The following is a 26082-nucleotide window of genomic DNA, read 5'->3' on the forward strand; positions in this document are numbered from 1 at the left end:
GTAGTGTGACGGTCATGACACAGACGGTGGCTTTCAAGACTGAGTGGGACAAGCTGTTCATCGGCGGCAAGTGGGTCGAGCCCGCCTCCTCGGAGGTCATCGAGGTGCACTCCCCCGCCACCGGCGAGCTGGTGGGCAAGGTGCCGCTGGCCGTGGACGCCGACGTCAACGCCGCGTGCGCAGCCGCTCGCAAGGCGTTCGACGAGGGCCCGTGGCCGCACATGAAGCCGCAGGAGCGCGCGGCCATCCTCGCCGCCGCCATCAAGGGTATGGAGGACCGTGCGGACGAGCTGAAGTATCTGCTCGCCGCCGAGACCGGCCAGCCGCAGACGATCGTCGACATGATGCAGTACGGCGCCGCGATGTCGGCGTTCCAGTTCTACGCCGGCGCCGCCGACAAGTTCCACTGGCGCGAGATCCGCGACGGTGTCTACGGCCAGACGCTGGTGGTGCGCGAGCCCATCGGCGTCGTCGGCGCCGTCACCGCGTGGAACGTGCCGTTCTTCCTGGCGGCCAACAAGCTGGGCCCGGCCTTCCTCGCCGGCTGCACCGTCGTCCTCAAACCGGCTGCGGAGACGCCGCTTTCGGTGTTCGCGATGGCGGAGATCTTCGCCGAGGCGGGCCTTCCCGAGGGCGTCCTTTCGATCGTGCCGGGTGGCCCCGACACCGGTCGCGCACTGACGGCCAACCCCGAGTTGGACAAGTTCACCTTCACCGGTAGCTCCGCGGTTGGTAAGGAGATCGCCAAGATCGCCGCCGAGAAGCTGAAGCCGTGCACCCTCGAATTGGGCGGCAAGTCCGCGGCGATCATCCTCGAGGATGCCGATCTGGACTCCACCATTCCGATGCTCGGATTCTCGGGCGTGATGAACAGCGGTCAGGCGTGCGTCGCGCAGACGCGCATCCTGGCGCCGCGCTCACGCTACGACGAGGTCGTCGAGAAGGTCGCCAACTTCATCTCCGCCATGCCCGTCGGCCTTCCCGATGATCCGAATGCCGCGATCGGTCCGCTGATCTCCGAGAAGCAGCGTGAGCGCGTCGAGGGTTACATCAAGAAGGGGATCGAGGAAGGCGCCCGCCTCGTCACCGGCGGCGGGCGTCCCGAGGGACTGGACAGCGGCTGGTTTGTGCAGCCGACGGTGTTCGCCGACGTCGACAACTCGATGACCATCGCCCAGGAGGAGATCTTCGGGCCGGTGCTGGCGATCATCCCCTACGACACCGAAGAGGACGCCGTCCGCATCGCCAACGACTCGGTGTACGGCCTGGCGGGCAGCGTGTGGACAACCGACAACAAGAAGGCGGTCGAGATCGCAGGCAAGATCCGGACCGGCACCTACGCGGTGAACATGTACGCGTTCGATCCCTGCGCGCCGTTCGGCGGGTACAAGAATTCGGGTATCGGTCGCGAGAACGGGACCGAGGGCATCGAGGCGTACGTGGAGCCCAAGAGCGTCCTCCTGCCGTTCGGCTACACGCCGGAGGACTGACGGCCCAAACTATGCACTAGAGCATAATTTCGGTGCCAGCTCTCGCCGCTGGTCGAGACCTCTTCAGCGGCGGAGTATGGGTTTACCTGCGGCTATTCCGGTAGCCGCTGTGATGCGGAATACATTTGTCGTTGCCGTGTGTTATCTGTTCTATGATTCCCGTCATAGCCAGAGGGGTGCGACATGTGGGTCGTTGAGGTCAACTTCGCTGGCCGCCGATTCGTCCACGAAGTGCGGCGGCCGTCCTTCCGCTTCAGTCCGCGCGTTTTCAGTTGGCGGCACTCGCAGCTGCAGCAGACCCGCGTCGCCTGATCGCCACCGTTGGAGGTTGTTCTGTCCCCCACGACCAAATCCACCAAGCGCGGCTCGACCCGCGCCGCCATGTTGGTCAGCGCCGCCGAGGTGCTGCGCGAGCGCGGCGCCGCCGGAGTCACGATCGACGAAGTGCTGGCGCGCAGCGGCGCACCGCGCGGCTCGGTCTATCACCACTTCCCCGAGGGCAGGAACCAGATCCTCGCCGAGGCGCTGAGCTACGCCGGTGAGGAGATCACCGACGTCATCGACAACGCCGCCCGCAACGGCGGGATGTACCTGGTCAGGAAGTTCGTCGTCTACTGGGAAGAACAGCTTGTCGAGAGCAACTTCGCCGCAGGCTGCCCGGTCGTGGCCGCCGCGATCGGCTCCGACGACGAGCCGCAGCTGACCTCCGTCGCGGGCAACATCTTCAGCCACTGGCGTGACGCGCTCACCCGGGCATTCGTGTCCGACGGCTTCTCCGACGCCGACGCCGCCTCGTTGGCCGTCATGTGCATCGCCTCGCTGGAAGGAGCGGTTGTGCTGTGCCGCTCGACGCGCAGTGTCGACCCACTGCGCGATGTCGCCACCCAGCTCGAGTTCCTGATCAAGTCAAGGGAATTCGTGCAGCGCTACGGTCTACCGACCGCGGGTAATCAGACTTCAGCCGGCTGAGCCTTTTGCCACCGCGCGCACACGAACTCACCGTTGACCGCTGCGTCGGCCAACACCCACTCCGAGCGGATCGGCAGCACTCTCGACCCGCCACCCAATGAGCACGGCGCGTAGCTGACGATCATCTCGTCGACGAGATCCGCCGAGGCGAACTGCGCCGCGACGTCACCCCCGCCGACCACCCACACATCCCTGCCTGCCGCGTCCGCTGTCAACCTCGGATGCAGTTCGCGGACATCGCCGTCGAAGGTCTGCACGGGATGTCCCTCGACGATGATGTGGGGGCGGTGGGTCATCACCCACGACGGCTGCTCGTAGGGCCACGCACCCGGCTGGTTGCGCACGATCCACTCGTAGGTCGCCGATCCCATCACCAGTGCCCCAACGGATTTGATGAACTCGTTGTAGCCGAACGGGCCGGACTGGTCGATGGCACGCGAGGTCAGCCAGTCCAGACTATCGGCCCCGTCGACGATGTAGCCGTCCAGGCTGGACGCGGTGTAGTAGACGGTCGTCATGTCTCCCCTTCGCGGTTTCTCATCCATTCCAGCGGATCGCCGCTCACGCTGTCCGAGTATGGTCGGCGACCTCTGAGAGGGACATGCCAAATCCTGCTGCGGCGGTGGTCACTAGTGTCATGGCCAGTGAGTGACTTCGACGCGCTGTGTGCCAATGACCCGGAGCTGGCCGAGATTCGGACGGCCATCCGGGAGTTTCTCGCCGCTGATCGCGCAGAGTTCGGCTGGGAACCCGCCATCGACTCGTGGCTGGCCAGGTGGGACGCCGAATTCTCCGCCCGGCTGGGGGATGCGGGCTTCGTCGGCCTGACCATTCCGACCGAATACGGCGGACGCGGGTTGAGTCACCTGCACCGCTACGTGGTGACCGAGGAGCTGCTGGCGCACGGCGCGCCGGTCGCCGCGCACTGGTTCTCCGATCGCCAGTTCGCTCCGTCGCTGCTGTCGTACGGAAGCGAGGAGCAGCGCAGGGAATTCCTGCCGGTGATCGCCAAAGGCCGGCTGCACGCCGCGATCGGGATGAGCGAGCACGGCGCCGGCTCCGACCTGGCCGCGGTCAAGACCCGCGCAACCCGGGTCGACGGGGGCTGGACCCTCAGCGGCACCAAGGTGTGGACCAGCGGCGCGCATCTCGCGCAGCGGATCGTCGTGCTGGCCCGCACCAGTCCGCTGGACCCCGAACATCGCCATGCCGGATTCAGCCAGTTCTTCATCCCGCTGGACTCGCCCGGAATCACCATCGACCCGATCGTGCAGATCGGCGGCGAGCATCACTTCAACGAGGTGACGTTCGACGAGGTGTTCGTCGTCGACAAGGACGTGCTGGGCAACATCGGGGACGGCTGGCGGCAGGTCACGTCCGAGCTGGGCTTCGAGCGCAGCGGACCCGAACGCATCCTGTCCACGGTCACCCTGATTCTCGACGCGATCCGCGCCCTTCCGGCCGATGTCGACGACGGCACCGCCGCTGCGGTCGGTGAGCTCTTCGCGCGCATGATCTCGCTGCGACAGCTGTCGATCTCGGTGGCCCGCGCGCTGGCGGCCGGCGAGGACGCGGCGACCAGGGCCGCGCTGGTGAAGGACCTCGGCACCCGGTTCGAACAGGACTCCGTCGAGTTGGTCGCCGACCTCTTGGACCGGCTCGACCGTCGGACACCCGAGGCCCGGCGGCTGGCCGAGTTGCTGGCCACCGCCCGACAGCATTCGCCGCTGTTCACCCTGCGGGGCGGTACCAACGAAGTGCTGCGCGGTGTCGTGGCGCGCGGGATGGGGGTCCGGTGAACGAACTGGAGGAACTCGTCGCGGATCTGGGCCAGCGCTCGTTCGAGGCCAGACTCGGGCGGCCGCCGTTTCCCGACACGTTCGACGAGCAGCTATGGGCCAATCTCGAGGAGACCGGGCTGAGCCGGTTGATCTCCACCCAGGACGCCGGGTTTGCCGAGGCGGCCACCGTGTTGCGGGGGCTGGCCCGGCACGCCGCGGCGGTGCCGATCGCCGAAACCGACCTGCTGGCAACGTGGCTCGCGGGAAAGGCCGGTGTAGCGGTGCCGGAGAGCGGCCCGTTGACGGTGGCTCTCGCCGACGCCGAATTACGCGACGGCGTCCTCACCGGCACCGCGCACGATGTGCCGTGGCCGAACGCGGCGGCCGTCGTACTGGCCGCGAAAACCGCTGAAGCCCTTCATGTCTGCTTGCTCACCGATGAGCCGACAGCGGTGTCGCACACCCTCGCGGGCGAACCGCGCGGCACGTTCGACTTCGAGCTCGCGGACACCGCCGTACTAAATTTGGAGCTCGCCGACGAGCTGGCTAGGCGTGGTGCGTGGGCACGGTGCGTTCAGGTCATCGGCGCCCTGGACGCCGCACGTGACCTCACCGTGGCGCACACCAGCGAGCGGGTTCAGTTCGGCCGCCCGCTGGCGAAGTTCCAGGCGGTGCAACACTCGCTCGCCGCGATGGCCGGCGAGATCGAACGCGCCCGGGCCGCGACGGAGTTGGCCATCGCCGCCGCTGCCGATTACGGGTTCGACAGCGCGGCAACCGAATACGCGGTGACGGTGGCGAAGGTGGCCGCCGGTCGCGCCGTCGGATCGGTGACCACGATCGCGCACCAGTTGCACGGCGCGATCGGGGTGACCGTCGAGCATCGGCTGTGGCTGTTCACGATGCGGGCGCGTGGTTGGATCGACGACTTCGGCACCACCGTCGAGTACGCGCGACGACTGGGCCGGACCGCGCTTGCCGCCGACGACCCCTGGCAAGTCGTCATCAGCTGTCCAGAACCTCGCTGACGCGCGCCTCGAGAGCGGAGCCGTCGCCGAAGTCGGCCAGGTCGATGCGCGCGAAATACGCCGCCACGTCAGTCAAGGGGCGGCGCTCAGGTGCCCGTCCACTTCGGCGGACGCTTCTCGGCGAACGCGATCGCACCTTCCTTGGCGTCGTTCGACATGAAGACGGGGCCGAAGATCTCGACCTGCTTCTTCCACATCTCCTGGGAGTTCCAGTCGCGGGACTCAACGATGATCCGCTTGGTCGCCGCCACCGCGAGCGGACCATTGGCGGTGATCTTCTCCGCGAACGCGATCGCCGCCTCCAACGCCTTGCCGGGTTCGGCGAGAACGTTGACCATTCCGAGGTCGTGGGCACGCTGAGCGGACAAGCTCTCACCCGTCAGGGCGAGCTCCATCGCGAGGCCATACGGGATCCGCTGCGGCAACCGCAGCAGACCGCCGCCGCCCGCCACCAAACCGCGTTTTACCTCTGGGATGCCGAACGCGGACTCCTTCGACGCCACGATCAGATCGGTGGCCAGCGCCAGCTCGCAGCCACCCGCGAGGCAGTAGCCCTCGACGGCCGCGATCAGGGGTTTGGCCGGCGGCTTCTCGGTGAAGCCGAGGCCGCGTCCACCGATGGCCACGTTCTCGCCACGCGCGAAGGCCTTGAGGTCCATACCCGCGCTGAACGAGCCGCCGGCACCGGTGACGATGCCCACCGACAGCCCGGCGTCGCCGTCGAGTCGGTCCATCGCTTCGGCGAGCCCCTGGCTCACCTCCGCATTGACGGCGTTGCGGGCCTGCGGCCGGTTGATGGTGATGATCAGGATCCGGTCGCGCTGCTCGACCAGGACTGCTGGTTCGTTGTTGTCAGTCACGCGGCTGATCGTAACGGTCGCCGATGCTGTCCAGTCCGGTGACGTCAGCGCTTCTTTCCGTTGCCAGGGCCGTGTCCGTTGCCAGGGCCGGGACCGTTGCCGTTGTTGCCGTTGCCGGGTTTCTTCTTGGGCGGTCCCGGCGGCTCTTCGACGACTGGCGGGGGAGCCGGTGACGGCGGCGGGGAACTGAGCGGAGGCGGCGGCGGTGACACGGCGGTGGTACTGCTGACCGGCTGCGGAGCCTGCGTCGACGACGACGTATCGAGCGCCATTGCGAACACGACGACGAGCAGCGCGGCGAGCGCTGCCGCCGCGAGAAGCAGTTTTCTTCGCCGGCTCATCGGCGGCCGCGCAGGTCCCGCGACGAAGTAGTTGGCCGACGGAGCCGGGTATCCACCGCCCGCCGGAGGCAGCGGCTGTGCGAGCACTTTGGTCGACGGCCTCGGGGCTCCTGTGAGGGCAGCCCGCATCTCGAGCGCACTGCGGAAGCGCGTCCCGTTGCGGGACATCGCGCGGTTGATCACCGCCGCCAAGCCGGCGTCGACGTCCGGACGCACCACCTCGATCGGCGGCGGCGGATCGTCGAGGATGGCGCGGACCAGCGATGCGGGGTTCTCCTGCGGGAAGGGGCGGCGCCCGCTCAGCGCTTCGTGGGCCATCACGCCCACGGCGTAGAGGTCGTCGGCGACCGAGGCGGGCGCACCGGCGACGCGTTCGGGACTCATGTACGCCATCGTCCCGATGAGCTGCCCCGTCGCAGTGTGAGCGGATCCGGCGGTCTTGGCGATACCGAAGTCGGCCACCTTCATGGTGACGCCGTCCTGGGCGAGCAGGACGTTTCCGGGCTTGATGTCGCGGTGCACCACTCCCGCCGCATGAGCGGTGGCGAGCGCCCCCAGGACGTCCGTGAGCATCGCCCGCACCCGGTGCTGCGCCATCGGCCCCATCGCGATCTCGTCACCGAGCGTGCGGCCGGGCAGCCGCTCCATCACGATGAACGGGGCACCGTGGTGCTCGCCGCAGTCGTGCACCGCCACGATGTTGGGGTGGCTGAGCGAGGCGGCGGCCCTGGCCTCGTCCTCGAATCGGCGCCTGGTGTCGGCGTCCGCGCTCAAGCCCGGATAGAGCAGCTTGATCGCCACGGCCCTGTTCAGCCGCGTGTCCCAGCCGTCGTGGACCTCGGCCATCCCGCCGGTACCCAGCAGCCCTCGCAACTCGTATCGGCCCGCAAGTGGTTCGCGGCCGCTCATGGCCGATAACGTAGCCCGGCAGACCCTCGGTCAAACCCTGGCGTGGGGGGCACTCTGGGCCGGAAGCTAAACTAGAACACGTTTCAATTTTTACGCTAGGGGACAGCCCGTGACCGATACCGAACCGTCGGAGCTCACCAAGTGGGATCCGGGCCTGACCCGACGTGTCATGGGCGTGATGCGGCCCTTCCTCAAGAGGTACTTCCGGTCAGAGGTGCGGGGGCTGGAGAACCTGCCATCCGGCGGCGCCCTGCTGGTCTGCAACCACTCGGGCGGCTTGTTGCCGATGGACGTCCCGATCCTGGCTGCCGACTTCTACGAGCACCACGGTTACGACCGTCCGCTCTACACGCTGAGCCACGACATACTGTCGGTCGGCCCGACGGGTGACTTCTTCAAGAAGATCGGCTACATCACCGCCAACCACGCCAATGCCGACGAGGCCCTGCGCTCCGGCGGGCTGGTCGTGGTGTTCCCCGGCGGTGACTACGACGTGTACCGCCCGACGTTCGCCGAGAACGTCGTCGACTTCGGCGGCCGCACCGGCTATGTGAAGGCCGCACTGAACGCCGGGGTGCCGATCGTGCCTGCGGTCGGGATCGGCGGCCAGGAGACGCAGATCTTCCTCAGCCGCGGGACCTGGCTGGCCGAGCGCCTCGGGCCGATCGCCCGCCTGGCACGGACCAAGATCATGCCTGTCTCGTTCGGCTTCCCATTCGGGTTGTCGCTGGTGGTTCCGCCTAACATCCCGCTGCCGTCCAAGATCGTCATGAAGGTGTTGCCGCCGATCGACCTCGCGTCCGAATTCGGCGACGACCCCGACATCGACGAGATCGACGCGCACGTGCGGCGGGTGATGCAGCGGGCGCTGGATGAGCTGGCCGGCGAACGCCGACTGCCGGTGCTGGGCTGACCCGGTTTTTGAATCGCATCGGGCGTCGGTTATCAAGGTCTTCATGAGTAGGCGTCGTCGCTACCCGTTGCTGCGCGCGGTCGCAGAGCTCGTCAACGCCGCCAACGGTGTGCGGCCCCTCGGCCGCGAGGGTTACATCACGATTCCGGTGTTCGCGTTCGGCTGGCCGACGTCGGAGATGTCGCCGGTGTACATGGGCGCCTCGATGCTCGACGCGCTGCGCCGCGGACTGCGCGGCGACTTCCGTGGGCTGCGGGGACGAATCGCCTTGGGGCTGACCGCGATTGCGTGGGCTCTGCTGTGGTTGATCCATCGTCGCAACGTCTCGTCACGGCCGTACTTCGAAAAGCCGCTGCGTGACGCGCTGGGTGCGGACTACGAGGAGATCGCCAGCCGGTCACAGCCGGTGCGGCGGCGGCTCCCGCAGGTCGGAGTGTGGCCCACCGACCTGGTGCGCAGGCGGTACGTCGAGAAGGCGGGCACCGTGCAATACGGCCCGCACGGCCGGGCGAACCGGGCCGACATCTGGCGTCGCGCCGATCTACCGCGCGACGCGAAGGCGCCGGTGCTGCTGCAGGTGCCCGGCGGCGCGTGGGCCATCGGCATGCGCCGGCCGCAGTCCTACGCCATGCTGAGCCATCTGGCCGAGCGCGGCTGGGTGTGTCTTTCGATCGACTACCGGGTGAGCCCGAAGAACACCTGGCCCGACCACATCGTCGACGTCAAGCGTGCGCTGGCGTGGATCAAGGAGAACATCGCCGACTACGGTGGCGACCCCGACTTCGTCGCGATCACCGGAGGGTCGGCGGGCGGACATCTGTCATCGCTGGCCGCGCTGACGCCCAACGATCCGGTGTGGCAGCCGGGATTCGAGGACGCCGACACCTCGGTCGCTGCGGCGGTGCCGATCTACGGTCGTTACGACTGGTTCACCGTGTCGGGGTCCGGCCGCAGGGAGTTCATCGCCTTCCTGCAGAGGTTCGTGGTGAAGAAGCCGTTCAAAGAGAACCGTCAGGTCTTCCTCGACGCATCGTCCATCAAGCGGTTACGCCCTGATGCGCCACCGTTTTTCATCCTGCACGGCCAGGACGACTCGATCATCCCGGTCGGAGAGGGCCGCGAGTTCGCGGAGGCGCTTCGCGAGGTGTCGACGTCCACGGTCGCCTATGCGGAGATCCCGCACGCCCAGCACGCGTTCGACTTCTACTACGGCTCGCCCCGCGCGCACTACACGGCGCAGGCCGTCGAGGTGTTCCTGTCCTGGGTGCACGCCAAGCACACGGCGGCCAAGGAACGGCGAGCAGTCGCAAACTGACGCGAACGCCGAGATAACTGAGCACTTTGCGTCTGCTCGCCGGAAAACCCGGCTAGGGGGCCATCGCTGATTCGATGACCGTCAGCTTCTCGGAAAGTCCTGCGGCACGACGTATTTCGACGAAGGCGTCGACCATCGCGTCGGTCAGTTCATGCGGATCCGTCAGCGTGGCGCCGTCGGACAGCACGGAGACGTTGAGCTGGTCGACGTAACTCCACACCGTGATGTTGAGCCCGCTGCCCGTGGTGAGTGGGCCGACCGAGTAGATCTCGGTGACCAACGCGCCGCCGACGCGGCCGGGCTGTCGCGGTCCGGGCACATTCGAGATCGGAATGTTGAGGACCTTGTTCTGGCCGTCCTTGTCCGCCAGCCAGTGGAACAGCCGCTCGGCCGGCGCCGGCGGGAAGTAGGCCGACCACCTGCTGACGAGTTCCGGGCCCATCAGTTGATGGGTTTCCTTGGCGTTCACCGCGGCGTCGTGTACGGCCTGCACCCGCTCCAGCGGATCCTCGAGTTCGATCGGCACCACCATCATCACGCCGCTGAAGCGGTTGCCGGAGATACGGTCCTCGGAGAAGTCGAAACTCACTGGGACAGAGGCCAATAGCGGATGGTCGGCCTTGCCGTCGTACTTGAGCGACAGCTGCCGCAGGGCGCCCGCCGAGATCGCGAGCACCATGTCGTTGATGGTGACGTTCAGATGTTTCGCGGTCTCCTTCACGTCGGCCAGTGCGAGCGTGGTAGTCGCGAACTTGCGCTGCGCGTCGACGCGGTGGTTCATGAACGACGGCGGCGGGGTGAACGGTCGGGTCAGCTCCGGCGACAGCTTGCGCGAGCTCTGCCGCACCCGTCGCAGCCCCTTCGCGGTGTAGGCCATGACGCCGGGCAGCCGGCCGATATGCCGCATGTGGTCGGCGAACGCCGTGCGCAGCAGTTCGCCCTTGGTCGGTGGGGGTTCGCAGGCATAGGAGTCGCGGTCGGCGTGCGGAGTCTGTTGCAGGTCCATCCCGCGGGCCAGCAGATTGGCCGACGCGACCCCGTCGGCGAGGGCGTGGTGGATCTTGCCCAACACCGCGATGCGGCCGTTGGCCAATCCCTCGATGAAGTACATCTCCCACAGCGGCCGGCTGCGGTCCAGCGGGGTGCTGGCGATGCGGCCGACGGCCTCGTCGAGCTCGCGGCGCCCGCCGGGGCTGTCCACTCGGTAAGGGCGGACGTGGTATTCGAGATCGACCTCGCAGTTCTCCCGCCACATCGGGTGGTGGAACTTGAACGGGATGTCGATGAGCTGATAGCAGAACGGCTCGAGCTTGTAGAGCCTGCTGTGGATGACCTTCCGGAAGTCGTCGATGCCGAAGGGGCGGCCCTTCAGCTCGGAGAGATCGATCACCGCAAGCTTGAGGGTGTGCATGTGCACGGTCGGCGTCTCGCTGTAGAGCAGGACAGCATCCCACCCGCTGAGCCTCTTCATAGAGCTACCCCCTGCCCGGAGGAGTCTATATAACCTGCTTCGCCCCGATCAGCGTGCGGCTTCGGTGAATTTGGTTGAGGAACAATCCGATTGCGGTCGACGCCGAGCCGGTGCGGGCACCGTCGATCATGTCGAATGCGTGTCCCGCGCCGGGCAGTTCCACATAGCCCACCACCGAGTGCGATACCGCGCGCAACCGCTCGACGAAGCTGCGGGCCTGTGCGACGGGGATAACGCTGTCACCGGTGCCGTGCACGACGAGGAACGGCGGCGCTTCTGCGTGGACGCGGGCGATCGGCGACGCCTTGCGGTAGATGTCGGGATGCTTGGCGATCTTGCGCTTCACCACGACTCGTTCGAGGAAGTCCACGAACCGCGCGCGCTCCGCGGTCGAGCGATCCTCCCAGTCGTAGCGGCCGTAGATGCCCACGACCGCGTCCACCGAGGTGTCCGAGCCCTCCGGCAGTTCGCTCTGCATTTCGGGATCGTTGGCGGTGAGACCGGCGAGCGCGGCCAGGTGGCCACCCGCCGAGGTGCCTGCGATCGTCACGAAGTTGCGGTCACCACCGAACTTGTCGACGTTGGCGCGCGCCCAGGCGATCGCCGTCTTGACGTCGGTGATGTGCGACGGCCACGTGTGGTGCGGCGCCACCCGGTAGTCGATGGACAGGCACACCCAGCCGAGTTCGGCCAGGTGCGACATGAGCGCGTAGCCCTGCAGCAGCCGACTGCCGTGCACCCACGCGCCGCCGGGCACGAAGACCAGCACGGGTGCCGGTTCGACGGGCAGATCCTCGCGGCGCCACACGTCGAGCAGCTGAGACGGGCGGGGGCCGTACTGCACGGAGGTGCGGTGAACGTTGCGCCGGTGCTCGCGCAACTTCCACAGCGGCGGTGCGCTTTCCGGTGCGGGCCACTCAATGTCGAGATCCTTGGCGTTGACGATTCCGCGCAGTGCGGCCTGCGAGACGGCGTTGGTGCTGTCGCGTTCGGAACGCCTCAGCTCGGCGTTGCCCGGGCTAAGCCACGACTTCGCCGTCGCGCCCAGAAAGTCGGGAAGATGCCGGTATCCCCACACGCTCATCGCGGTGGCGGCGCCAAGGGGCTCAAGGTGTTTACCAACGACGGGAAGGGACGCCGACGCAACGCTCATCGCCAGCATGTAGTCCGCGGGACCCGCCTTCAGCAACCACCGCGCGCGTGTCCACATCGTCGGGCCTGGATACCGGGTTTCCGGTCGTGGCGACATTGCGCGACTGTACCCCGCTGCAGAGATTCCAAACGACAACATTCGGCAGATGTCTACTGATTGCGGCTACAGGAATTTTTGTGAGCCGGATCACGTATGCGCTGAGCTGCGCCGACGGGATAGCGTGACGTTATAGGCGTCGAATGTAAACCGATCCGTGAATGAGGACTTCCACCGTGAGCAAGTCATCCCTAGCCATCACCGAAGAGCACACAGACCTCGCCGATGCCGCGTTCGGCCAGCTCAACCGGCTGAAGAGCCGCGCCGCCGCCCGGGCGGCCCTGGACGGCGGATCCTCGCATCCGGCCGAGCTCTGGTCGGCGGCCGCCGAGCAGGGGTGGACCGGGCTTGCGATCGCCGAGGAGTACGGTGGCTCGGGCTTCGGGCTGTCCGAGCTGGCGATCGTGCTCGAAGCTCAGGGCCACGAGTTGAGCCCCGGCCCGTTCCTGCCGAGCGTCGCCGCCGCCGTGGTCATCGATCGCTGTGCATCGGATTCCCTTCGCGCCCAACTACTTCCGGGACTGGCCGACGGCAGCACCGTCGGCGCGCTTGCCCTTTCGGGCAGCGTGAAGGTCGGCTCCGACCTGGTGGTGACCGGTGAGAGCCCCGCCGTCCTCGGGGCGCCGGACGCTGACGTCCTGGTGGTCGTCGCCGGCGACGACGTGGTGGTGGTCGACGGCGGCGCCGACGGCGTCACGGTGACGGCGCTGGAGTCGCTGGACCCGACTCGAAGCATCGGGTCCGTCGCGTTGCGCGACGTGACGGTCACCGAGGACCGGGTCCTGCGCGGCGCCGCCCGCAGGGCACGCACCGTGTTTCGGATCCTGGCGTCGGCCGAAGCCGTCGGCGTCAGCTGGGCAGCGCTGGAGATGGCCGTCGACTACGCCAAGGTGCGCGAGCAGTTCGGCCGCACCATCGGCACCTTCCAGGCGGTCAAGCACCATGCCGCCAACATGCTCGTCAACGCCGAGGCGACGACGGCGGCGACCTGGGACGCGGCGCGTGCCGACGACTTGGACACCGCGTGGTTCGCCGCCGCGGTGGCCGCATCACACTCCATTCGGACCCAGGTCTTGAACGCGCAGAACAACATTCAGCTGCACGGCGGGATCGGCTTCACCTGGGAGCACGACTCGCACCTGTACCTGCGCCGCGCCCGCACCCTCGCCGCGATCCTGGCCGAGGCCGGCGATCCCCTGCTCGACGTCGTCGAGGGTCAGCGCAGCGGCCAGGCGCACGGCGCCTCGTTCACCCTTCCCGAGGAAGCTGAGAAGTACCGGGAACAGGCGCGCGAGGCCGTCGCGACGCTGCGCGGGCTGCCCGCCGACAAGCAGCGCGACTTCCTCGTCGACTCCGGCTATCTGGTGCCGCACTGGCCGAAGCCGTGGGGCCGCGCCGCCGACGTGCTCGAGCAGTTGGTCATCGAGGAGGAGTTCAGCGGGGTCGACCGACCGGACCTGGGCATCACCGGCTGGGTGACGCTGACGATCTCCCAGGCCGGCACCGACGACCAGCGTGAGCGCTGGGTGGAACCGGTGCTGCGCGGCGAGGTGATGTGGTGCCAGCTGTTCTCCGAACCCAACGCCGGCTCGGACGCCGCCGCGGTGCGGACGTCGGCCAAGAAGGTCGACGGCGGCTGGCGGGTCACCGGGCAGAAGGTGTGGACCAGCCTGGCGCACCAGTGCCAGTGGGGGCTGGCGACTGTGCGGACCGATCCCGACGCCCCGAAGCACGCCGGCGTGACGATGATGGCCATCGACATGAAAGCCCCTGGGGTGACGGTGAATCCGCTCAAGGGGCTGACCGGTCACGCGCACTTCAACGAGGTCTTCTTCGACGATGTCTTCGTTCCCGACGAGGACGTGGTGGGCGACGTCAACAAGGGCTGGCTGGTGGCGCGCGCGACGCTCGGCAACGAGCGTGTCTCCATCGGCGGCGGATCGGGCGGTGCCAGCGCGTTCACCGCTGACGATCTGATCAAGCTGCTCGACAACGCCCCCGCCCAGACGGCCGCGTACTACGTGCGTCGCGCGGGTGAGGTCATCGCCGAGTCGCACACGCTGCGGCTGCTGAACCTGCGGCGGGTGACGCGGGCGATCGCCGGATCCGAACCCGGCCCCGAAGGCAACGTCACCAAGCTGCTGCTGGCCGAGGCCGGACAGCGGATGACCGAGCTGGGCCTGGAACTGGCGGGGTCGGCGGCCATCGTCGGACAGACCCCGATGCTGACGCTGGCATACCTCGGCAACCGGGCCATGACGATCGCCGGAGGCACCTCGGAGATCACCCGCAACACAATCGCCGAACGGATCCTCGGCCTGCCGCGCGACCCTTTGCTGAAGTAGACGCGAAAAGATAGGGAAACACCCGATTCCTCGACCCCTGCCCCACGCGCACACTGAGGGGCATGGTCGAGAAATGGGCCCTCGTCGGAGGCCTCGTCGCAGCGCTCGTGACGGCTCCCGCAACAGCATCGGCCAGCCCCGACCCGGCTGATGGGACCGCGGTGCCGATGGTGCCGCTCAACGGGCCGTACATCATGACCACGGCTCTTGACCGGCAGACGTTCAACGGCGCCCCTCTGCCCGCGATTCCGTTTGCCAGCGAGGTGTCTTTCACCACGACCTGCACCGCAGGCGGCTGCATCGCACACTCCAGCCTTTCCGCCCGCGGCGTCCCCTTCGACTTCCACTGGACCGGCAGCAGGTGGGAGTCCGCGCAACCACTCCAGTGGACGTGCGGCGGCGACCCTGCCCCGGCAACCATGACGATCACGCTGGAGCCGAAAGTGAACGGGACGCTCGCCGGGAAACGCAGTACGACCGTCGGCACGCCTGGATGCGGCAGCCCTCGCGTCCCCGGCACGGTCGTCGCACCGCTGTCCGTCGTCCCCGCGTGAAGTCCGACGGCTGATACATACTTGTCAGGTGCCGCGCACTTCCCGTACTGCTGACTTCCATCCAGATCTGCGCCGAGCCGCGCGGCTGGCCCCCAAGCAGGCGTTCACTCCGGTGACGCTGCCGGTCCTCCGACTGGTGACCCGCCGGATGTGGCGCAAGGCACCCAAGGACGTCGAAGCGCTGACCCTGCCATCGGGAGTCCGGGTGTGGTTGTACCGGCCCGCCGGGGTCACAGGTGCCGGACCGGCGCTGTTGTGGATTCACGGCGGTGGTTATGTGATCGGTCATCCGGGCCAGGACGTCGCGCTGTGCCGTCGCTACGCCCAACGCCTCGGTGCGACAGTCGCATCCGTCGACTACGGGCTGGCGCCCGAGCACTCTTATCCGGTTCCGCTGGAGGACTGTTACAACGCGTTGACCTGGCTGGCGGCGTTGCCATCGGTCGATCCCAGCCGCATCGCCATCGGTGGTGCCAGCGCGGGCGGCGGCCTCGCAGCCGCACTGGCGCTCCTCGCTCGGGATCGCGGCGAGGTCGCGTTGGCCGCCCAGCTGTTGGTCTACCCGATGCTCGACGACCGCACCGTCGGCCACGGGCTGGACCATCCCGGTCTACGGCTGTGGAATCAGTCGCTCAACAAGTTCGGGTGGTCGGCCTACCTCGGCGACGCCGACCCCGAGGTTGCGGTGCCCGCGCGGCGCACAGATCTCAGCGGGTTACCCCCGGCGTGGATGGGTGTCGGAACGCATGATCTGTTCCATGACGAGGATCTCGCGTACGCGGAGCGGTTGAAGGCCGCGGGTGTACCGTGCGACGTCGAGGTGGTGAAGGGCGCATTCCACGGTTTCGACGGGATCGCCCCGAAAGCGCACGTGTCGCAGTCGTTCTTCGAAAGTCAGTGCGCCACGCTTCAGCGGCTGCTGACCCTCGCGGCAGCCTAGCCTCCGTGGACTAGGTTCCCGGCGACGACTGTTGCTGCCACCATGCCCGCGTCGAGTTCGGCAAGCGCCTCCTCGGCAGGCGCGGTGAGGATGCACAGGTCACCGGGCTCGCCCGGTGCGATCCGGCGTGGCGTAGCTGGCGCATCCGGCGCGCCGAAGAACATCCGCAGGGCGTCACGCGCCGCGACGCGTTCGGCGGCTCCCAGCACTGTGCCGGCGCCGGTGGTGCGAAATACGGCGGCGCGCATCGCCTTCCATGGGTCGTCGTCGCCGAAGGGCATATCGGTGGAGAGCGCAACGGGCACGCCGGCCGCTTTAAGGCCGGCGACCCGCCACAGTTCGTGATGCTCGGCGGCGGGCACGTCCTCGAGATACTGCTCCCCTCGCTCGGCGACGAAGTTGGGCTGGGTGACGACGGTCGCGCCGACGCCGACGAGGTCGGCGATGCTGTCGTCGGGAACCACCGCGGCGTGCTCGATGCGGTCCTTCGGATGTGGGCCGGCCGATCGCAGTGCGGCCAGCGTGATGACCAGCTGCGCGGCCGTCACACAGTGCACCGCGACCGGTGCGTCTTCGCGATGGCGCTCGGCGACCCACGCGGTGAGGCCGGACAGGTCGAGATCGGTGTCGTGCAGGATCCGTTTGCCGGGGGCCAGGCAGTGCACACGCTGGTGCAGCTCCCCGCGACGGTGAGCGTCCATGAGTTTGACGACGTCGCCGACGGTGAGGTCGGGTGTCGCGTCGGTCACCCCCGTGACCCCATAGGCGCTGAGGCGCCTGCTGACCTCGGCGAGACCACTCTCGTTGCGCTCCAACGTATCCGACCAACTGTGATCGGCGCTTCGCAGGCGGCCGTCAGGATGATCGGGGAGCCCCACGCGGGCCAGGCCGGCCGAGTTCAGGGTCCATAACACACCGCTGCGGTGCTGGACTCTGACCGGCACCGCAGGCGACACGTCGTCCAGCACGCTGCGGTCCAGCGGTCCGGCCACCGCCTCGTGATAGCCGACCGCGCGGATCCACCCGTCGCTGCCGACGTCGGCATTCGCGAGCACCCGGACCAGGTCGGCCCGGGTGTGCACCTCGGCGGGGCCCACTCGCACAGATGTCAACGCCGCGGCCGCTGAACGGAGATGGACGTGGTGATCGTGCAGACCGGGAATGACGGTCCCGTTGGCCGCGTCGTAGACCTCCTCGGCCGGCAGCGGTGTCAGCCTGGGCTCGACGGCGACGATTCGTTCTTCGACGCGGATGTCCACAGTGTCGCCGTCGATTAGTGTCGCGCGCTGAATCAGCATGGAGCGACGCGCTTCTCGGCGATCAGCTGTTCGACGACGGCGTTGTCTGCGCCGAGCGCGGATGCCGCTGCCGATGGTGGTGGTGTTGCGGTGCAGTTGATTTCCTCAGCGCGGGGCAGGGCGGAATACGTGGCGGCCACCGCCGCCATCGACATCTCGATGAGCGCGCCGCCGCCGCGGCTCAACGATCGGGCCACTTCGACCGCTGCCTCGAGGCCCGTCAACGGGTCGGCGATCGCGTCACCGCAGAATGACCGATCGTCGTCGCTGCCGTGAACCAGGCCTCCCGATACGGCCGCATCGTCGCCGAACGCCACCCAGTCGGCCCGCTGCCCCTGTGTGCCGTGGCCTGTGATGCGTAGCCAGACTCGACCGTCGCGCGGAGCGATGGACGCCGGCCCGAGGCCGCGGCGGATCAGCGCCGCCGGACGCGAGGACTCGATCACCACGTCGGCCGTGGCAAGCAGTGCCTGTATCGCCCTCGGATGATCGAAATCCACGGCATACGAGAGCTTTCCGGCGTTCATCCAGTCGAAGAAGGCCAGCGGACCCGCGCGGGTGCCGTCGGGGCGGGCTGGGCTTTCGACCTTCACGACGGTCGCGCCCGCACGCGCCAGCAGCTGTCCGCATAGCGGCCCCGCCCACATCGCGGAGAGGTCTGCGACCAGAAGGCCCGTCAGATCGCGCTCCGTCGTCGCCGTCCCGTAGGGCACGATATGCGGTGGGGCTGCAGGAGTTTCGCCGAGCGCGGCCACCGGGAGGCCGAGCAGACGGCCGCGGTCGGTGACATCGGAGGAGGACCGTTCGGCGACCCAGCTTTCCACCGCCGGCCACGGGTCATCCCCGACGGCCTCGGTTTCGAGCAGCGCGGGCACCGTGTCGACATCGTCGGGACGCGATAGCGTCAACGCACACCAGCCGTCGCGGCTTCGCATGAGGCGGGACGCTCCACCCGCCGAGATCCGGCCCTGCGGCACGTGTCCAAGTAATCCGGCCCGGCCCGCGATGATCACGTCGGCGTCGACCGCGGTACCGGTCAGCGCTCGAAAGTCGTTGGCGACGTCGCGGGCCCGCGACAACACGGCGGCGGGGACGACCAACGACGTCACACGCCCATTGTGCTCAGAACTGAAGAGCAGTAAAGCGCCAGTCCAATACCTGCCGGTCAGGCTCCCCCACGGCAGACACCACCGACCGCAACTTCAGCACCCCGCCACGGCCTTCGGGCAGCGGCACCGCGCCCTCGACATGCAACTCGCTGTAGAGGGTGTCACCCTCGTGCACGGGGCCGGTGTGGTCGCAGGACTGCCAGCCCAGCACGGTGACGAGGTTGGGCAACAGTCGTGTGGCCTGCGCCAGCGCCAGACCGATGGTGTGCCCGCCGTAAACCAACCGCTGACCGCCACTGCGCCAATCATGGTGCGTAGCAGCGATGTTCAGTGTCAGCCGGGCGAGCTCCGGCGCACTGCTGACGACGTCGGCGGTGCTGTGCAGCACCGCGCCCGCGAGACCTGCGTCGAAGTGGGCACCTGGGACCTTGGCACGGTAGGCGTCGGCGTTCCAGTCGGCGGTCGGATCGGGAACCGATGCCTCTTCGGTGCCGATCGCGGACAGATCGTCGGCGTGCCCCGTCTCGACCGCGTCGTCGCTCAGCGGAAGCATTGCGCAGCGGTGGAAGTCGAGGATCAACCGCCCGACGTCGTCGACGGTGGTCATCCGCAGCGCCGCAAGACCCGTCGGGGCGCGGCCCGGCTTCGCCGAGTTCTGCTTCAGCCCGACCACCTCGGTGCGGGTGAACAGCGTGTCGCCGATCACCGGGAACCGGTGGAACTTCAGGCCGCGGTAGAACAAGTTGGCCTTGACCCGCTGCGTCACGAGCGTCGACTGGCCGATCGCCACATCGCACACGAGGGCCGGGTGGGCCAGCGGCGCCGAGGCGCCGGTGACGGCGGCAGCCAGCTCACCGTCGAGGGCGAGGCGCAGTCGATCGCCGAGGATCGACTGGTGGACTGCGGCGGCCCCGGCCGTGAGGGTCATCGAGGGTGCCGCGTCAAAGACCTGGCCGACGTGCAGATCGTCGAAATAGGGGCCGCTCACGGCAGCCACTCTGGCATTCGGCCGCACAAAGTGTCAATATGGCCGTACATATGTTGACCGAAGAAGAAACCCTGCTGGTGGACACGGTGCGGGCGTTCATCGACCGCGACGTGAAGCCCACGGTGCGCGACGTCGAACACGCCAACGAATACCCCGAGGCGTGGATCGAGCAGATGAAACGCATCGGCATCTACGGCCTGGCGATTCCCGAGTCCTACGGCGGGACGCCCGTGTCGACGCCGTGCTACGTGGAGGTCACGCAGGAGCTGGCGCGCGGCTGGATGAGCCTGGCCGGCGCGATGGGCGGGCACACCGTCGTCGCGAAGCTGCTGACCCTGTTCGGCACCGAGGAGCAGAAGCAGAAATACCTGCCGCCGATGGCGACCGGTGAACTCCGCGCGACGATGGCGCTCACCGAGCCCGGCGGCGGCTCGGATCTTCAGAACATGTCGACGGTCGCCGCGGTCGACGGTAGCGATCTGGTGATCAACGGGTCGAAGACGTGGATCAGCAACGCCCGCCGGTCGGGTCTGATCGCTCTGCTCTGCAAGACCGATCCGGCCGCGACGCCGAAGCACAAAGGCATTTCGGTGGTGCTCGTCGAACAGGGCGAAGCCGTGCCGGGCCTCGAACTCAGCCCCAGCCCGGGGTTGTCGGTGTCGAAGGATCTGCCCAAACTCGGCTACAAGGGAGTCGAGGCCTGCGAGCTGACCTTCGCCGACTATCGCACGCCCACGACGGCGATACTCGGCGGCGAACCGGGCAAGGGCTTCGCGCACATGATGAAAGGTCTTGAGACCGGCCGGATTCAGGTTGCCTCCCGCGCGCTCGGCGTCGCCACGGCGGCATTGGAAGACGCCTTGAAGTATGCGCAGGAGCGGGAGAGTTTCGGCCAGCCGATCTGGAAGCACCAGTCCATCGGCAACTACCTGGCCGACATGGCGACCAAGCTCACAGCTGCACGGCAGCTGACTCGGTACGCCGCCGAACGCTATGACAGTGGTGCACGGGCGGACATGGAAGCCGGGATGGCGAAGCTGTTCGCCTCCGAGGTGGCGATGGAGATCGCGCTGAACGCGGTCCGAATCCACGGCGGCTACGGCTATTCCACCGAGTACGACGTCGAGCGCTACTTCCGCGACGCGCCGCTGATGATCGTCGGCGAGGGCACTAACGAGATTCAGCGCAACGTGATCGCCGCTCAGCTGGTCGCCCGCGGCGGGATCTGATGCGCAACGCGCCCGCGTACCAGACGCTGCGCGAACAGCTGCGCGACGACATTGCATCGGGTCGCTACAGCGACGGTAAGCGGTTGCCCACCGAGTCGGAACTAGTTGAGCAATATGGACTTTCGCGGCAGACGGTGCGGCGCGCGTTTCAGGATCTGGTCGCCGATGGCACGGTGTACCGCGTGCCGGGGCGCGGCACCTACGCCAGCGAGACGGGACGGCGGTACCTACGTCAGCTCGGCTCGATCGAAGACCTGATGAGCCTGTCCGACGACACGACGATGGAGGTGCTCTCCGGGCTGCGCAGACGCGTCGATCTGGACGCCGCCAGCCGACTTCGGCTTGATGACGACATCGTCTACTCCGTGGTGTTCCGTCGGCTGCACGACGGCGTCCCGTTCGTGATGACGACCGTGCACCTCGCGCCGGCCGTCGCACAGGCCGTGCTGTCGTCGCCGGAACTGCAGGACGGTGCGGTCGGCACGCAGACCGTGATCGGCGTGCTCGAGCCACACCTGGAGTCGCCGATTGCCGAAGCGGCACAGTCGATTACGGTCACCCCCGCCGACAGTGCGGTTGGGAGGGCGGTGTCATGCGAACCCGGTCACCCGATGCTGAGAGTGGACCGGCTCTACACCGACACCACGGGACAGCCCGTCGAGCTGTCGGTCAGCCATTTTCTTCCGGAGCAGTACACCTACCGAGTAACGCTGCGCCGCAACTAAATTAGCGATTTCGGCGTGCTTAGTCTCGCTCAGGGTGACCCAGCACGCCGAAATCACAAAATTTCGTCGACCAGGCCCCATCGCAGCGCCGTCTGCGGGTCGATCGTCTTACCGCTCAGCACCAGATAGGCGGTGCGCCAACGACCGATGCGCCGGGTGACGCTGACGGTGCCGCCCGCGCCGGGAATCAAACCGAGAGCCAACTCCGGGAGGCCGAAGACGGCGTCCGGGCGCGATTGCACCCGACCGCAGAAGGCGGCCATCTCCAGTCCGCTGCCAAGCACCTGACCGTGGACCTCCGCGCGGCAGCGCGGGCCCAGTCGAGCGGTCAGCTCGTCGAGCACCAACGCGGGGCTGTGCCGGGTGCGGGCCAGATGAGCGCTGGCCGGGTCGGCGAAGGTGCCGAACTCGGCCAGGTCACCGCCGCTGCAGAACGAGGGGCCGTTGCCGGACAACACGACATCGGTCACCGACGTATCCAGCCGCGCAACCTCGAGCGCTTCAAGCAGAGCCGCACGCGCGTCCGTCGAGAACGCGTTGTGCCGCTGCGCCCGGTTGAACCGCACGTAGAGGGTGTCACCGACGCGCTCGGCCTGCACCGGATCCGGGATGTCCATCGGCCGCGCGGGTCCGCGCTCCTCGAGCCAGCGAGCGAACTCCGGCCCCGACTGCAGCGTCGAATAGGCCAGCGATTCCGTGATGACGCCTGCGAACGCGGGCGCGTCGACATCGAGGGCGCGCAGCACATCGGCGCAGACCGCCGCGGAGATCGGCCACCGCTGGCACCGCGCCTCGAGCTCGTCGAGGGCGTCGGACACCGACGGCACGGTCACGACGCGGCGGTCGTCGCTGTCCCCCTCGGTGAGCGTGAAAAGCGCGTCGTCGGAGGCAGATCCGATGGCGACGACCACGCCCGCGGTGAGTTCGGCGACTTGCGTCACGAGTACTTCTTTATCAGCTCCTGCTTGAACATCTTGCCGGTTTCGGTTCGCGGCATCTGCGCCTCGAAGGAGATCGACTTCGGGCACTTGTAGTGCGCCAGCCGGTCTCGCAGCCACGCCAGGAGTTCCTCGCTGAACTCCTCAGTGGCATCGGCGGGATCGACGGTCTGGACGACACCCTTGACGCGCTGGCCCATCTCGTCGTCGGGAATGCCGAACACGGCGGCATCGAGCACCTTCGGGTGGGTGATCAACATGTTCTCCGCCTCCTGCGGATAGATGTTGACGCCGCCGGAGATGATCATGTGGTGCTTGCGGTCGGTGAGGAACAGATAACCGTCCTCGTCGAGATAACCGACGTCACCGACCGTCACCCAGCCATGCTTGTCGCGTGAGGCGGCGGTCTTCTCCGGATCCTTGTGGTAGACGAAGGGCACGACACCCAGGTCGAAGTAGATCTGCCCGGCCTCGCCTGCCGGCAGTTCGTTGCTGTCGTCGTCGAGCACGTGCGCCACACCGAGCAACGGTTTGCCAACAGAGCCAGGCCGTTTCAGCCATTCCTCGGCGCTGATGAATGTGATGCCCGCACCCTCCGACGACGAGTAATACTCATCGACGACCGGACCCCACCAGTCGATCATCTGCTTCTTGATGTCGACCGGGCACGGCGCCGCCGCATGCACGACCCGGTTCAGGCTGGACACGTCGTACGAATCACGCAGTTCCTGAGGCAGTTTCAGCATCCGCACGAACATCGCCGGCACGAACTGCCCGCTGGTCACCTTGTAGCGCTGGATTGCGTCCAGGGCGGATTCGGGCTCGAACTTGGACATGATCACCGTCGTCACACCCATCGCCTGGGCGCTCATCGACCAGAGGCACGGTGCGGTGTGGTAGAGCGGCGCGGGGCTCAGATAGACAGAGTTCGAGTCCATCCGAATCGCCATCAGCAACGCGGAGAGGATGTTCGGGTTATCGGCGGGTTTGACATGCGGGAGCTCGCGACGAATTCCCTTGGGACGGCCGGTGGTTCCCGACGAGTACTGGAGCAGATCGCCCTCGAGCTCGTCGTCGATGGGTGTACTCGGATACTCCGCTACGCATTCGGGGTAACGCTGCCAGCCGTCGAGATCGTCGTCGGCGATCATCAGCAGGTCCGGAAGCACGTCGAGCTCGGCGAGGCCCTCAAGGATCTTGCGGGTCCCGCGCGATCCGATCACGGCCTTCGCACCGCTGTTGTCGATGATGTAAGCCACCTCGGCGGGGGTGAGGTGGGTGCTGACCACGGTGTAATAGAGACCGCAGCGGCGGGCCCCCCACATCGCCGCGTGCAGGTGCTCGTTGTTCTCCATGAGGATGGCGACGGTGTCACCCTCGACCAGCCCGGCGTGACGGAAGTGATGGGCCAACCGATTGGCCCGCTCCTCCAGCTCCTTGAACGTGACGACGGTCCCGGCCGGATGGATGATGACGGCGGGTTTGTCGGGGGTGGCTTCCGCATGCTCACGAATCTGCATGCGCAGACTCTACGACGCGCGATCTTGACAGGTGTCAAGTGGGTCTAATTTGCCCCGGCACCCCCGCGAGCAGACGCGAACACCCCCGAAATCACTCCATTTCGGGGGTGTTCGCGTCTGCTCACGGAAAGAAGGGTGCGTTACTCCGCTTCGAGGCGGTGCTTCAGCGCGTCGAACTCGTCCTTGATGCCGGTCGGCAGCTTCTCGCCGACGAACTCGAACCACTCCTCGATCAGCGGGATCTCCTGCCGCCACTCGTCGGCATTGACCTCGAGCGCGGCGTCCACGTCGGCGGGGTCCACCTCCAGGCCGGACAGGTCGAGATCCGCGGCGGTCGGGACGATGCCGATCGGCGTGGTGCGGCCGTTGGCCTTGCCCTCGATGCGGTCGATGATCCACTTCATCACGCGGCTGTTCTCGCCGAAGCCGGGCCACAGGAAGCGGCCGTCGTCACCGCGGCGGAACCAGTTGACGAAGAAGATCTTCGGCATCTTCGACTCGTCGGACTGCTTGCCGATGTCGATCCAGTGGGCGAAGTAGTCGCCGACGTTGTAGCCGAGGAACGGCAGCATCGCCATCGGGTCGCGACGCACGGTGCCGACCTTGCCCTCGGCGGCGGCGGTCTGCTCGCTGCCCATGGTGGCGCCGATGAACACGCCGTGCTGCCAGTCGCGGGCCTGCGTCACCAGCGGCACCGTGGTCTTGCGGCGGGCACCGAACAGGATCGCCGAGATCGGCACACCCTGCGGGTCGTCCCACTCGGGCGCCAACGTCGGGCACTGCGACATCGGGGTGCAGTAGCGCGAGTTCGGGTGTGCGGCCTTCTCGTCCGAGTCGGGCGTCCAATCGCGGCCCTTCCAGTCGATGAGGTGCTGCGGGTCGCCCTCGAGGCCCTCCCACCACACGTCGCCGTCGTCGGTCAGCGCGACGTTGGTGAAGACTGTGTTGCCGGCCGAGATGGTTTTCATCGCGTTCGGGTTCGACGACCAGTTGGTGCCAGGGGCGACACCGAAGAAGCCGAACTCCGGGTTGACCGCGTACAGGCGGCCGTCCTTGCCGAACCGCATCCACGCGATGTCGTCGCCGATGGTCTCGGCGCGCCAACCCGGGATCGTGGGCTGCAGCATCGCGAGGTTGGTCTTACCGCACGCCGACGGGAACGCCGCCGCGACGAAGTACGCCTTGTTCTCCGGGCTGATCAGCTTGAGGATCAGCATGTGCTCGGCGAGCCAGCCCTCGTCGTGCGCCATCGCCGAGGCGATACGCAGCGAGTAGCACTTCTTGCCCAGCAGCGCGTTACCGCCGTAACCCGAGCCGAAGCTCCAGATCTCGCGGCTCTCCGGGAAGTGGGTGATGTACTTGGTCTCGTTGCAGGGCCACGGCACGTCCTTCTGGCCGGGCTCCAGCGGCGCGCCGATCGAGTGCAGCGCCTTGACGAAGAAGCCGTCGTCACCCAGCTTGTCCAGCGCAGCCTTGCCCATCCGGGTCATCGTGCGCATCGAGACGACGACGTACTCCGAGTCGGTGATCTGCACGCCCAGCTTGGGATCCTCGGCACCGAGCGGGCCCATGCAGAACGGCACCACATAGAGGGTGCGGCCGCGCATGCTGCCGCGGTACAGGTCGGTCATGATCCGGCGCATCTCGGCCGGGTCCATCCAGTTGTTCGTGGGGCCTGCGTCGATCTCGCGCTCCGAACAGATGAAGGTGCGCGACTCCACGCGTGCCACATCGGAGGGGTCGGAAAGGGCCAGGTAGGAGTTCGGCTTCTTCTCGTCGTTGAGCTTCGTGAAGGTGCCCGCCTCGACCAGCTGCTCGGAGAGCCGCGCGGCCTCCTCCTCAGACCCGTCGGCGAACACGACGCGTTCCGGCTGCGTGAGCTCGGCGACCTCCTGGACCCAGGCGAGCAGCCCCTTGTGCTTCGTCGGTGCGGTGTCCAGACCTGGAATGGTCGCTGCGGTCATCAAAATCTCCTGTATACGTTTTCTGCCAGGACTCAGGACCTGGAGCGCGACAGCCAGCCAAAAGGCTGCACAACCCAGCCGTCCCTGTAATAGAGAGGTTAACGCGGGTGAGATAGCCGTGGTAATTCGGGACGTGTCCAATCACT

Annotated in this window: 22 protein-coding genes; 11 read left to right on the forward strand and 11 right to left on the reverse strand. The window is 67.4% G+C overall.

Annotated elements, in window-relative coordinates; genetic code table 11:
* Nucleotides 1-14: 14 nt before the first annotated feature.
* Together G6N43_RS00890 and G6N43_RS00895 are read left to right on the forward strand one after the other, a co-directional pair.
* Nucleotides 15-1490, forward strand: a complete 1476-nt coding sequence (locus tag G6N43_RS00890) for an aldehyde dehydrogenase (protein WP_083153013.1) — start codon at nt 15-17, stop codon at nt 1488-1490.
* Between the two features lie 381 nt (nt 1491-1871).
* Complete coding sequence (locus G6N43_RS00895) at nt 1872-2459, forward strand: TetR/AcrR family transcriptional regulator (protein ID WP_083153159.1); 588 nt, start codon at nt 1872-1874, stop codon at nt 2457-2459.
* Here the strand turns inward: G6N43_RS00895 and G6N43_RS00900 are convergent.
* Nucleotides 2441-2977 (reverse strand): dihydrofolate reductase family protein, encoded by a 537-nt coding sequence (locus G6N43_RS00900; protein ID WP_083153014.1) that lies wholly within the window; start codon nt 2975-2977, stop codon nt 2441-2443. The genes G6N43_RS00895 and G6N43_RS00900 overlap by 19 nt on opposite strands.
* Before the next feature lie 126 nt (nt 2978-3103).
* On the opposite strand from G6N43_RS00900, the gene G6N43_RS00905 reads away from it, so the two are divergent.
* Together G6N43_RS00905 and G6N43_RS00910 are read left to right on the forward strand one after the other, a co-directional pair.
* Complete coding sequence (locus G6N43_RS00905) at nt 3104-4258, forward strand: acyl-CoA dehydrogenase family protein (protein WP_083153015.1); 1155 nt, start codon at nt 3104-3106, stop codon at nt 4256-4258.
* Nucleotides 4255-5268: an acyl-CoA dehydrogenase family protein gene (locus G6N43_RS00910; RefSeq protein WP_083153016.1), complete on the forward strand. Its 1014-nt coding sequence runs from the start codon at nt 4255-4257 to the stop codon at nt 5266-5268. Before G6N43_RS00905 ends, G6N43_RS00910 begins: the two co-directional genes overlap by 4 nt.
* Nucleotides 5269-5354: 86 nt before the next feature.
* Here the strand turns inward: G6N43_RS00910 and G6N43_RS00915 are convergent, their stop codons facing one another.
* Nucleotides 5355-6137 (reverse strand): crotonase/enoyl-CoA hydratase family protein, encoded by a 783-nt coding sequence (locus tag G6N43_RS00915; protein WP_083153017.1) that lies wholly within the window; start codon nt 6135-6137, stop codon nt 5355-5357.
* Between the two features lie 35 nt (nt 6138-6172).
* Nucleotides 6173-7378 carry a serine/threonine-protein kinase gene (locus tag G6N43_RS00920; protein ID WP_083153018.1) on the reverse strand — a complete coding sequence of 402 codons (1206 nt, stop codon included), beginning with the start codon at nt 7376-7378 and terminating at the stop codon, nt 6173-6175.
* Between the two features lie 169 nt (nt 7379-7547).
* On the opposite strand from G6N43_RS00920, the gene G6N43_RS00925 reads away from it, so the two are divergent.
* The gene (locus G6N43_RS00925; RefSeq protein WP_234810135.1) at nt 7548-8291 is read left to right on the forward strand and encodes a lysophospholipid acyltransferase family protein; all 744 of its coding nucleotides are present in this window, start codon (nt 7548-7550) and stop codon (nt 8289-8291) included.
* A gap of 43 nt (nt 8292-8334) precedes the next feature.
* Nucleotides 8335-9606, forward strand: a complete 1272-nt coding sequence (locus G6N43_RS00930; RefSeq protein ID WP_083153162.1) for an alpha/beta hydrolase — start codon at nt 8335-8337, stop codon at nt 9604-9606.
* Nucleotides 9607-9658: 52 nt separating this feature from the next.
* Here G6N43_RS00930 and G6N43_RS00935 read toward each other — a convergent pair whose 3' ends face one another.
* Nucleotides 9659-11077 (reverse strand): WS/DGAT/MGAT family O-acyltransferase, encoded by a 1419-nt coding sequence (locus G6N43_RS00935; protein WP_083153020.1) that lies wholly within the window; start codon nt 11075-11077, stop codon nt 9659-9661.
* Between the two features lie 25 nt (nt 11078-11102).
* The gene (locus tag G6N43_RS00940; protein WP_083153021.1) at nt 11103-12326 is read right to left on the reverse strand and encodes an alpha/beta hydrolase; all 1224 of its coding nucleotides are present in this window, start codon (nt 12324-12326) and stop codon (nt 11103-11105) included.
* Between the two features lie 176 nt (nt 12327-12502).
* Between G6N43_RS00940 and G6N43_RS00945 the strand changes: the two genes are divergently transcribed.
* From G6N43_RS00945 to G6N43_RS00955, 3 genes are all read left to right on the forward strand, one after another.
* Complete coding sequence (locus G6N43_RS00945) at nt 12503-14671, forward strand: acyl-CoA dehydrogenase family protein (protein WP_083153022.1); 2169 nt, start codon at nt 12503-12505, stop codon at nt 14669-14671.
* 62 nt (nt 14672-14733) lie between these two features.
* Nucleotides 14734-15225 (forward strand): Rv2253/PknI dimerization domain-containing protein, encoded by a 492-nt coding sequence (locus tag G6N43_RS00950; protein WP_083153023.1) that lies wholly within the window; start codon nt 14734-14736, stop codon nt 15223-15225.
* A gap of 28 nt (nt 15226-15253) precedes the next feature.
* Entirely contained in the window at nt 15254-16165 is a 912-nt protein-coding gene (locus G6N43_RS00955; RefSeq protein WP_083153024.1) for an alpha/beta hydrolase, read from the forward strand.
* Here G6N43_RS00955 and G6N43_RS00960 read toward each other — a convergent pair.
* Genes G6N43_RS00960 through G6N43_RS00970 form a run of 3 tightly spaced genes read right to left on the reverse strand, consistent with a single transcriptional unit; the run spans nt 16162 to nt 19560 of the window.
* Complete coding sequence (locus G6N43_RS00960) at nt 16162-17463, reverse strand: amidohydrolase family protein (protein WP_083153025.1); 1302 nt, start codon at nt 17461-17463, stop codon at nt 16162-16164. The genes G6N43_RS00955 and G6N43_RS00960 overlap by 4 nt on opposite strands.
* Nucleotides 17457-18572 (reverse strand): CoA transferase, encoded by a 1116-nt coding sequence (locus tag G6N43_RS00965; protein ID WP_083153026.1) that lies wholly within the window; start codon nt 18570-18572, stop codon nt 17457-17459. The genes G6N43_RS00960 and G6N43_RS00965 overlap by 7 nt, the downstream gene beginning before the upstream one ends.
* Nucleotides 18573-18585: 13 nt before the next feature.
* The gene (locus tag G6N43_RS00970; protein ID WP_083153165.1) at nt 18586-19560 is read right to left on the reverse strand and encodes a MaoC family dehydratase; all 975 of its coding nucleotides are present in this window, start codon (nt 19558-19560) and stop codon (nt 18586-18588) included.
* A gap of 38 nt (nt 19561-19598) precedes the next feature.
* On the opposite strand from G6N43_RS00970, the gene G6N43_RS00975 reads away from it, so the two are divergent.
* Complete coding sequence (locus G6N43_RS00975) at nt 19599-20789, forward strand: acyl-CoA dehydrogenase family protein (RefSeq protein WP_083153027.1); 1191 nt, start codon at nt 19599-19601, stop codon at nt 20787-20789.
* Entirely contained in the window at nt 20789-21514 is a 726-nt protein-coding gene (locus tag G6N43_RS00980; protein WP_083153028.1) for a GntR family transcriptional regulator, read from the forward strand. The genes G6N43_RS00975 and G6N43_RS00980 overlap by 1 nt, the downstream gene beginning before the upstream one ends.
* A 53-nt stretch (nt 21515-21567) precedes the next feature.
* Here G6N43_RS00980 and G6N43_RS00985 read toward each other — a convergent pair whose 3' ends face one another.
* The 3 genes from G6N43_RS00985 to G6N43_RS00995 form a co-directional block, all read right to left on the reverse strand.
* On the reverse strand, nt 21568-22455 hold the full coding sequence (locus tag G6N43_RS00985; protein ID WP_083153029.1) for an enoyl-CoA hydratase/isomerase family protein: 888 nt from the start codon (nt 22453-22455) through the stop codon (nt 21568-21570).
* Nucleotides 22452-23972, reverse strand: a complete 1521-nt coding sequence (gene fadD4, locus G6N43_RS00990; protein WP_083153030.1) for a fatty-acid--CoA ligase FadD4 — start codon at nt 23970-23972, stop codon at nt 22452-22454. The genes G6N43_RS00985 and fadD4 overlap by 4 nt, the downstream gene beginning before the upstream one ends.
* Nucleotides 23973-24112: 140 nt before the next feature.
* Entirely contained in the window at nt 24113-25936 is a 1824-nt protein-coding gene (locus G6N43_RS00995; protein WP_083153031.1) for a phosphoenolpyruvate carboxykinase (GTP), read from the reverse strand.
* Nucleotides 25937-26082: the final 146 nt, after the last annotated feature.

Source organism: Mycolicibacterium moriokaense, assembly GCF_010726085.1.
Classification (GTDB): Bacteria; Actinomycetota; Actinomycetes; order Mycobacteriales; family Mycobacteriaceae; genus Mycobacterium; species Mycobacterium moriokaense.

Excerpts from the sequence above, each read along its gene's own strand:
- G6N43_RS00960 (WP_083153025.1), bottom strand. The coding sequence starts at position 17,463 with ATGCTGATTCAGCGCGCGACACTAATCGACGGCGACACTGTGGACATC.
- G6N43_RS00975 (WP_083153027.1), top strand. The coding sequence starts at position 19,599 with ATGGCCGTACATATGTTGACCGAAGAAGAAACCCTGCTGGTGGACACG.
- G6N43_RS00890 (WP_083153013.1), top strand. The coding sequence starts at position 15 with ATGACACAGACGGTGGCTTTCAAGACTGAGTGGGACAAGCTGTTCATC.
- fadD4 (WP_083153030.1), bottom strand. The coding sequence starts at position 23,972 with ATGCAGATTCGTGAGCATGCGGAAGCCACCCCCGACAAACCCGCCGTC.
- G6N43_RS00900 (WP_083153014.1), bottom strand. The coding sequence starts at position 2,977 with ATGACGACCGTCTACTACACCGCGTCCAGCCTGGACGGCTACATCGTC.
- G6N43_RS00895 (WP_083153159.1), top strand. The coding sequence starts at position 1,872 with ATGTTGGTCAGCGCCGCCGAGGTGCTGCGCGAGCGCGGCGCCGCCGGA.
- G6N43_RS00940 (WP_083153021.1), bottom strand. The coding sequence starts at position 12,326 with ATGTCGCCACGACCGGAAACCCGGTATCCAGGCCCGACGATGTGGACA.
- G6N43_RS00935 (WP_083153020.1), bottom strand. The coding sequence starts at position 11,077 with ATGAAGAGGCTCAGCGGGTGGGATGCTGTCCTGCTCTACAGCGAGACG.
- G6N43_RS00950 (WP_083153023.1), top strand. The coding sequence starts at position 14,734 with ATGGTCGAGAAATGGGCCCTCGTCGGAGGCCTCGTCGCAGCGCTCGTG.
- G6N43_RS00920 (WP_083153018.1), bottom strand. The coding sequence starts at position 7,378 with ATGAGCGGCCGCGAACCACTTGCGGGCCGATACGAGTTGCGAGGGCTG.
- G6N43_RS00925 (WP_234810135.1), top strand. The coding sequence starts at position 7,548 with ATGGGCGTGATGCGGCCCTTCCTCAAGAGGTACTTCCGGTCAGAGGTG.
- G6N43_RS00980 (WP_083153028.1), top strand. The coding sequence starts at position 20,789 with ATGCGCAACGCGCCCGCGTACCAGACGCTGCGCGAACAGCTGCGCGAC.
- G6N43_RS00930 (WP_083153162.1), top strand. The coding sequence starts at position 8,335 with ATGAGTAGGCGTCGTCGCTACCCGTTGCTGCGCGCGGTCGCAGAGCTC.
- G6N43_RS00995 (WP_083153031.1), bottom strand. The coding sequence starts at position 25,936 with ATGACCGCAGCGACCATTCCAGGTCTGGACACCGCACCGACGAAGCAC.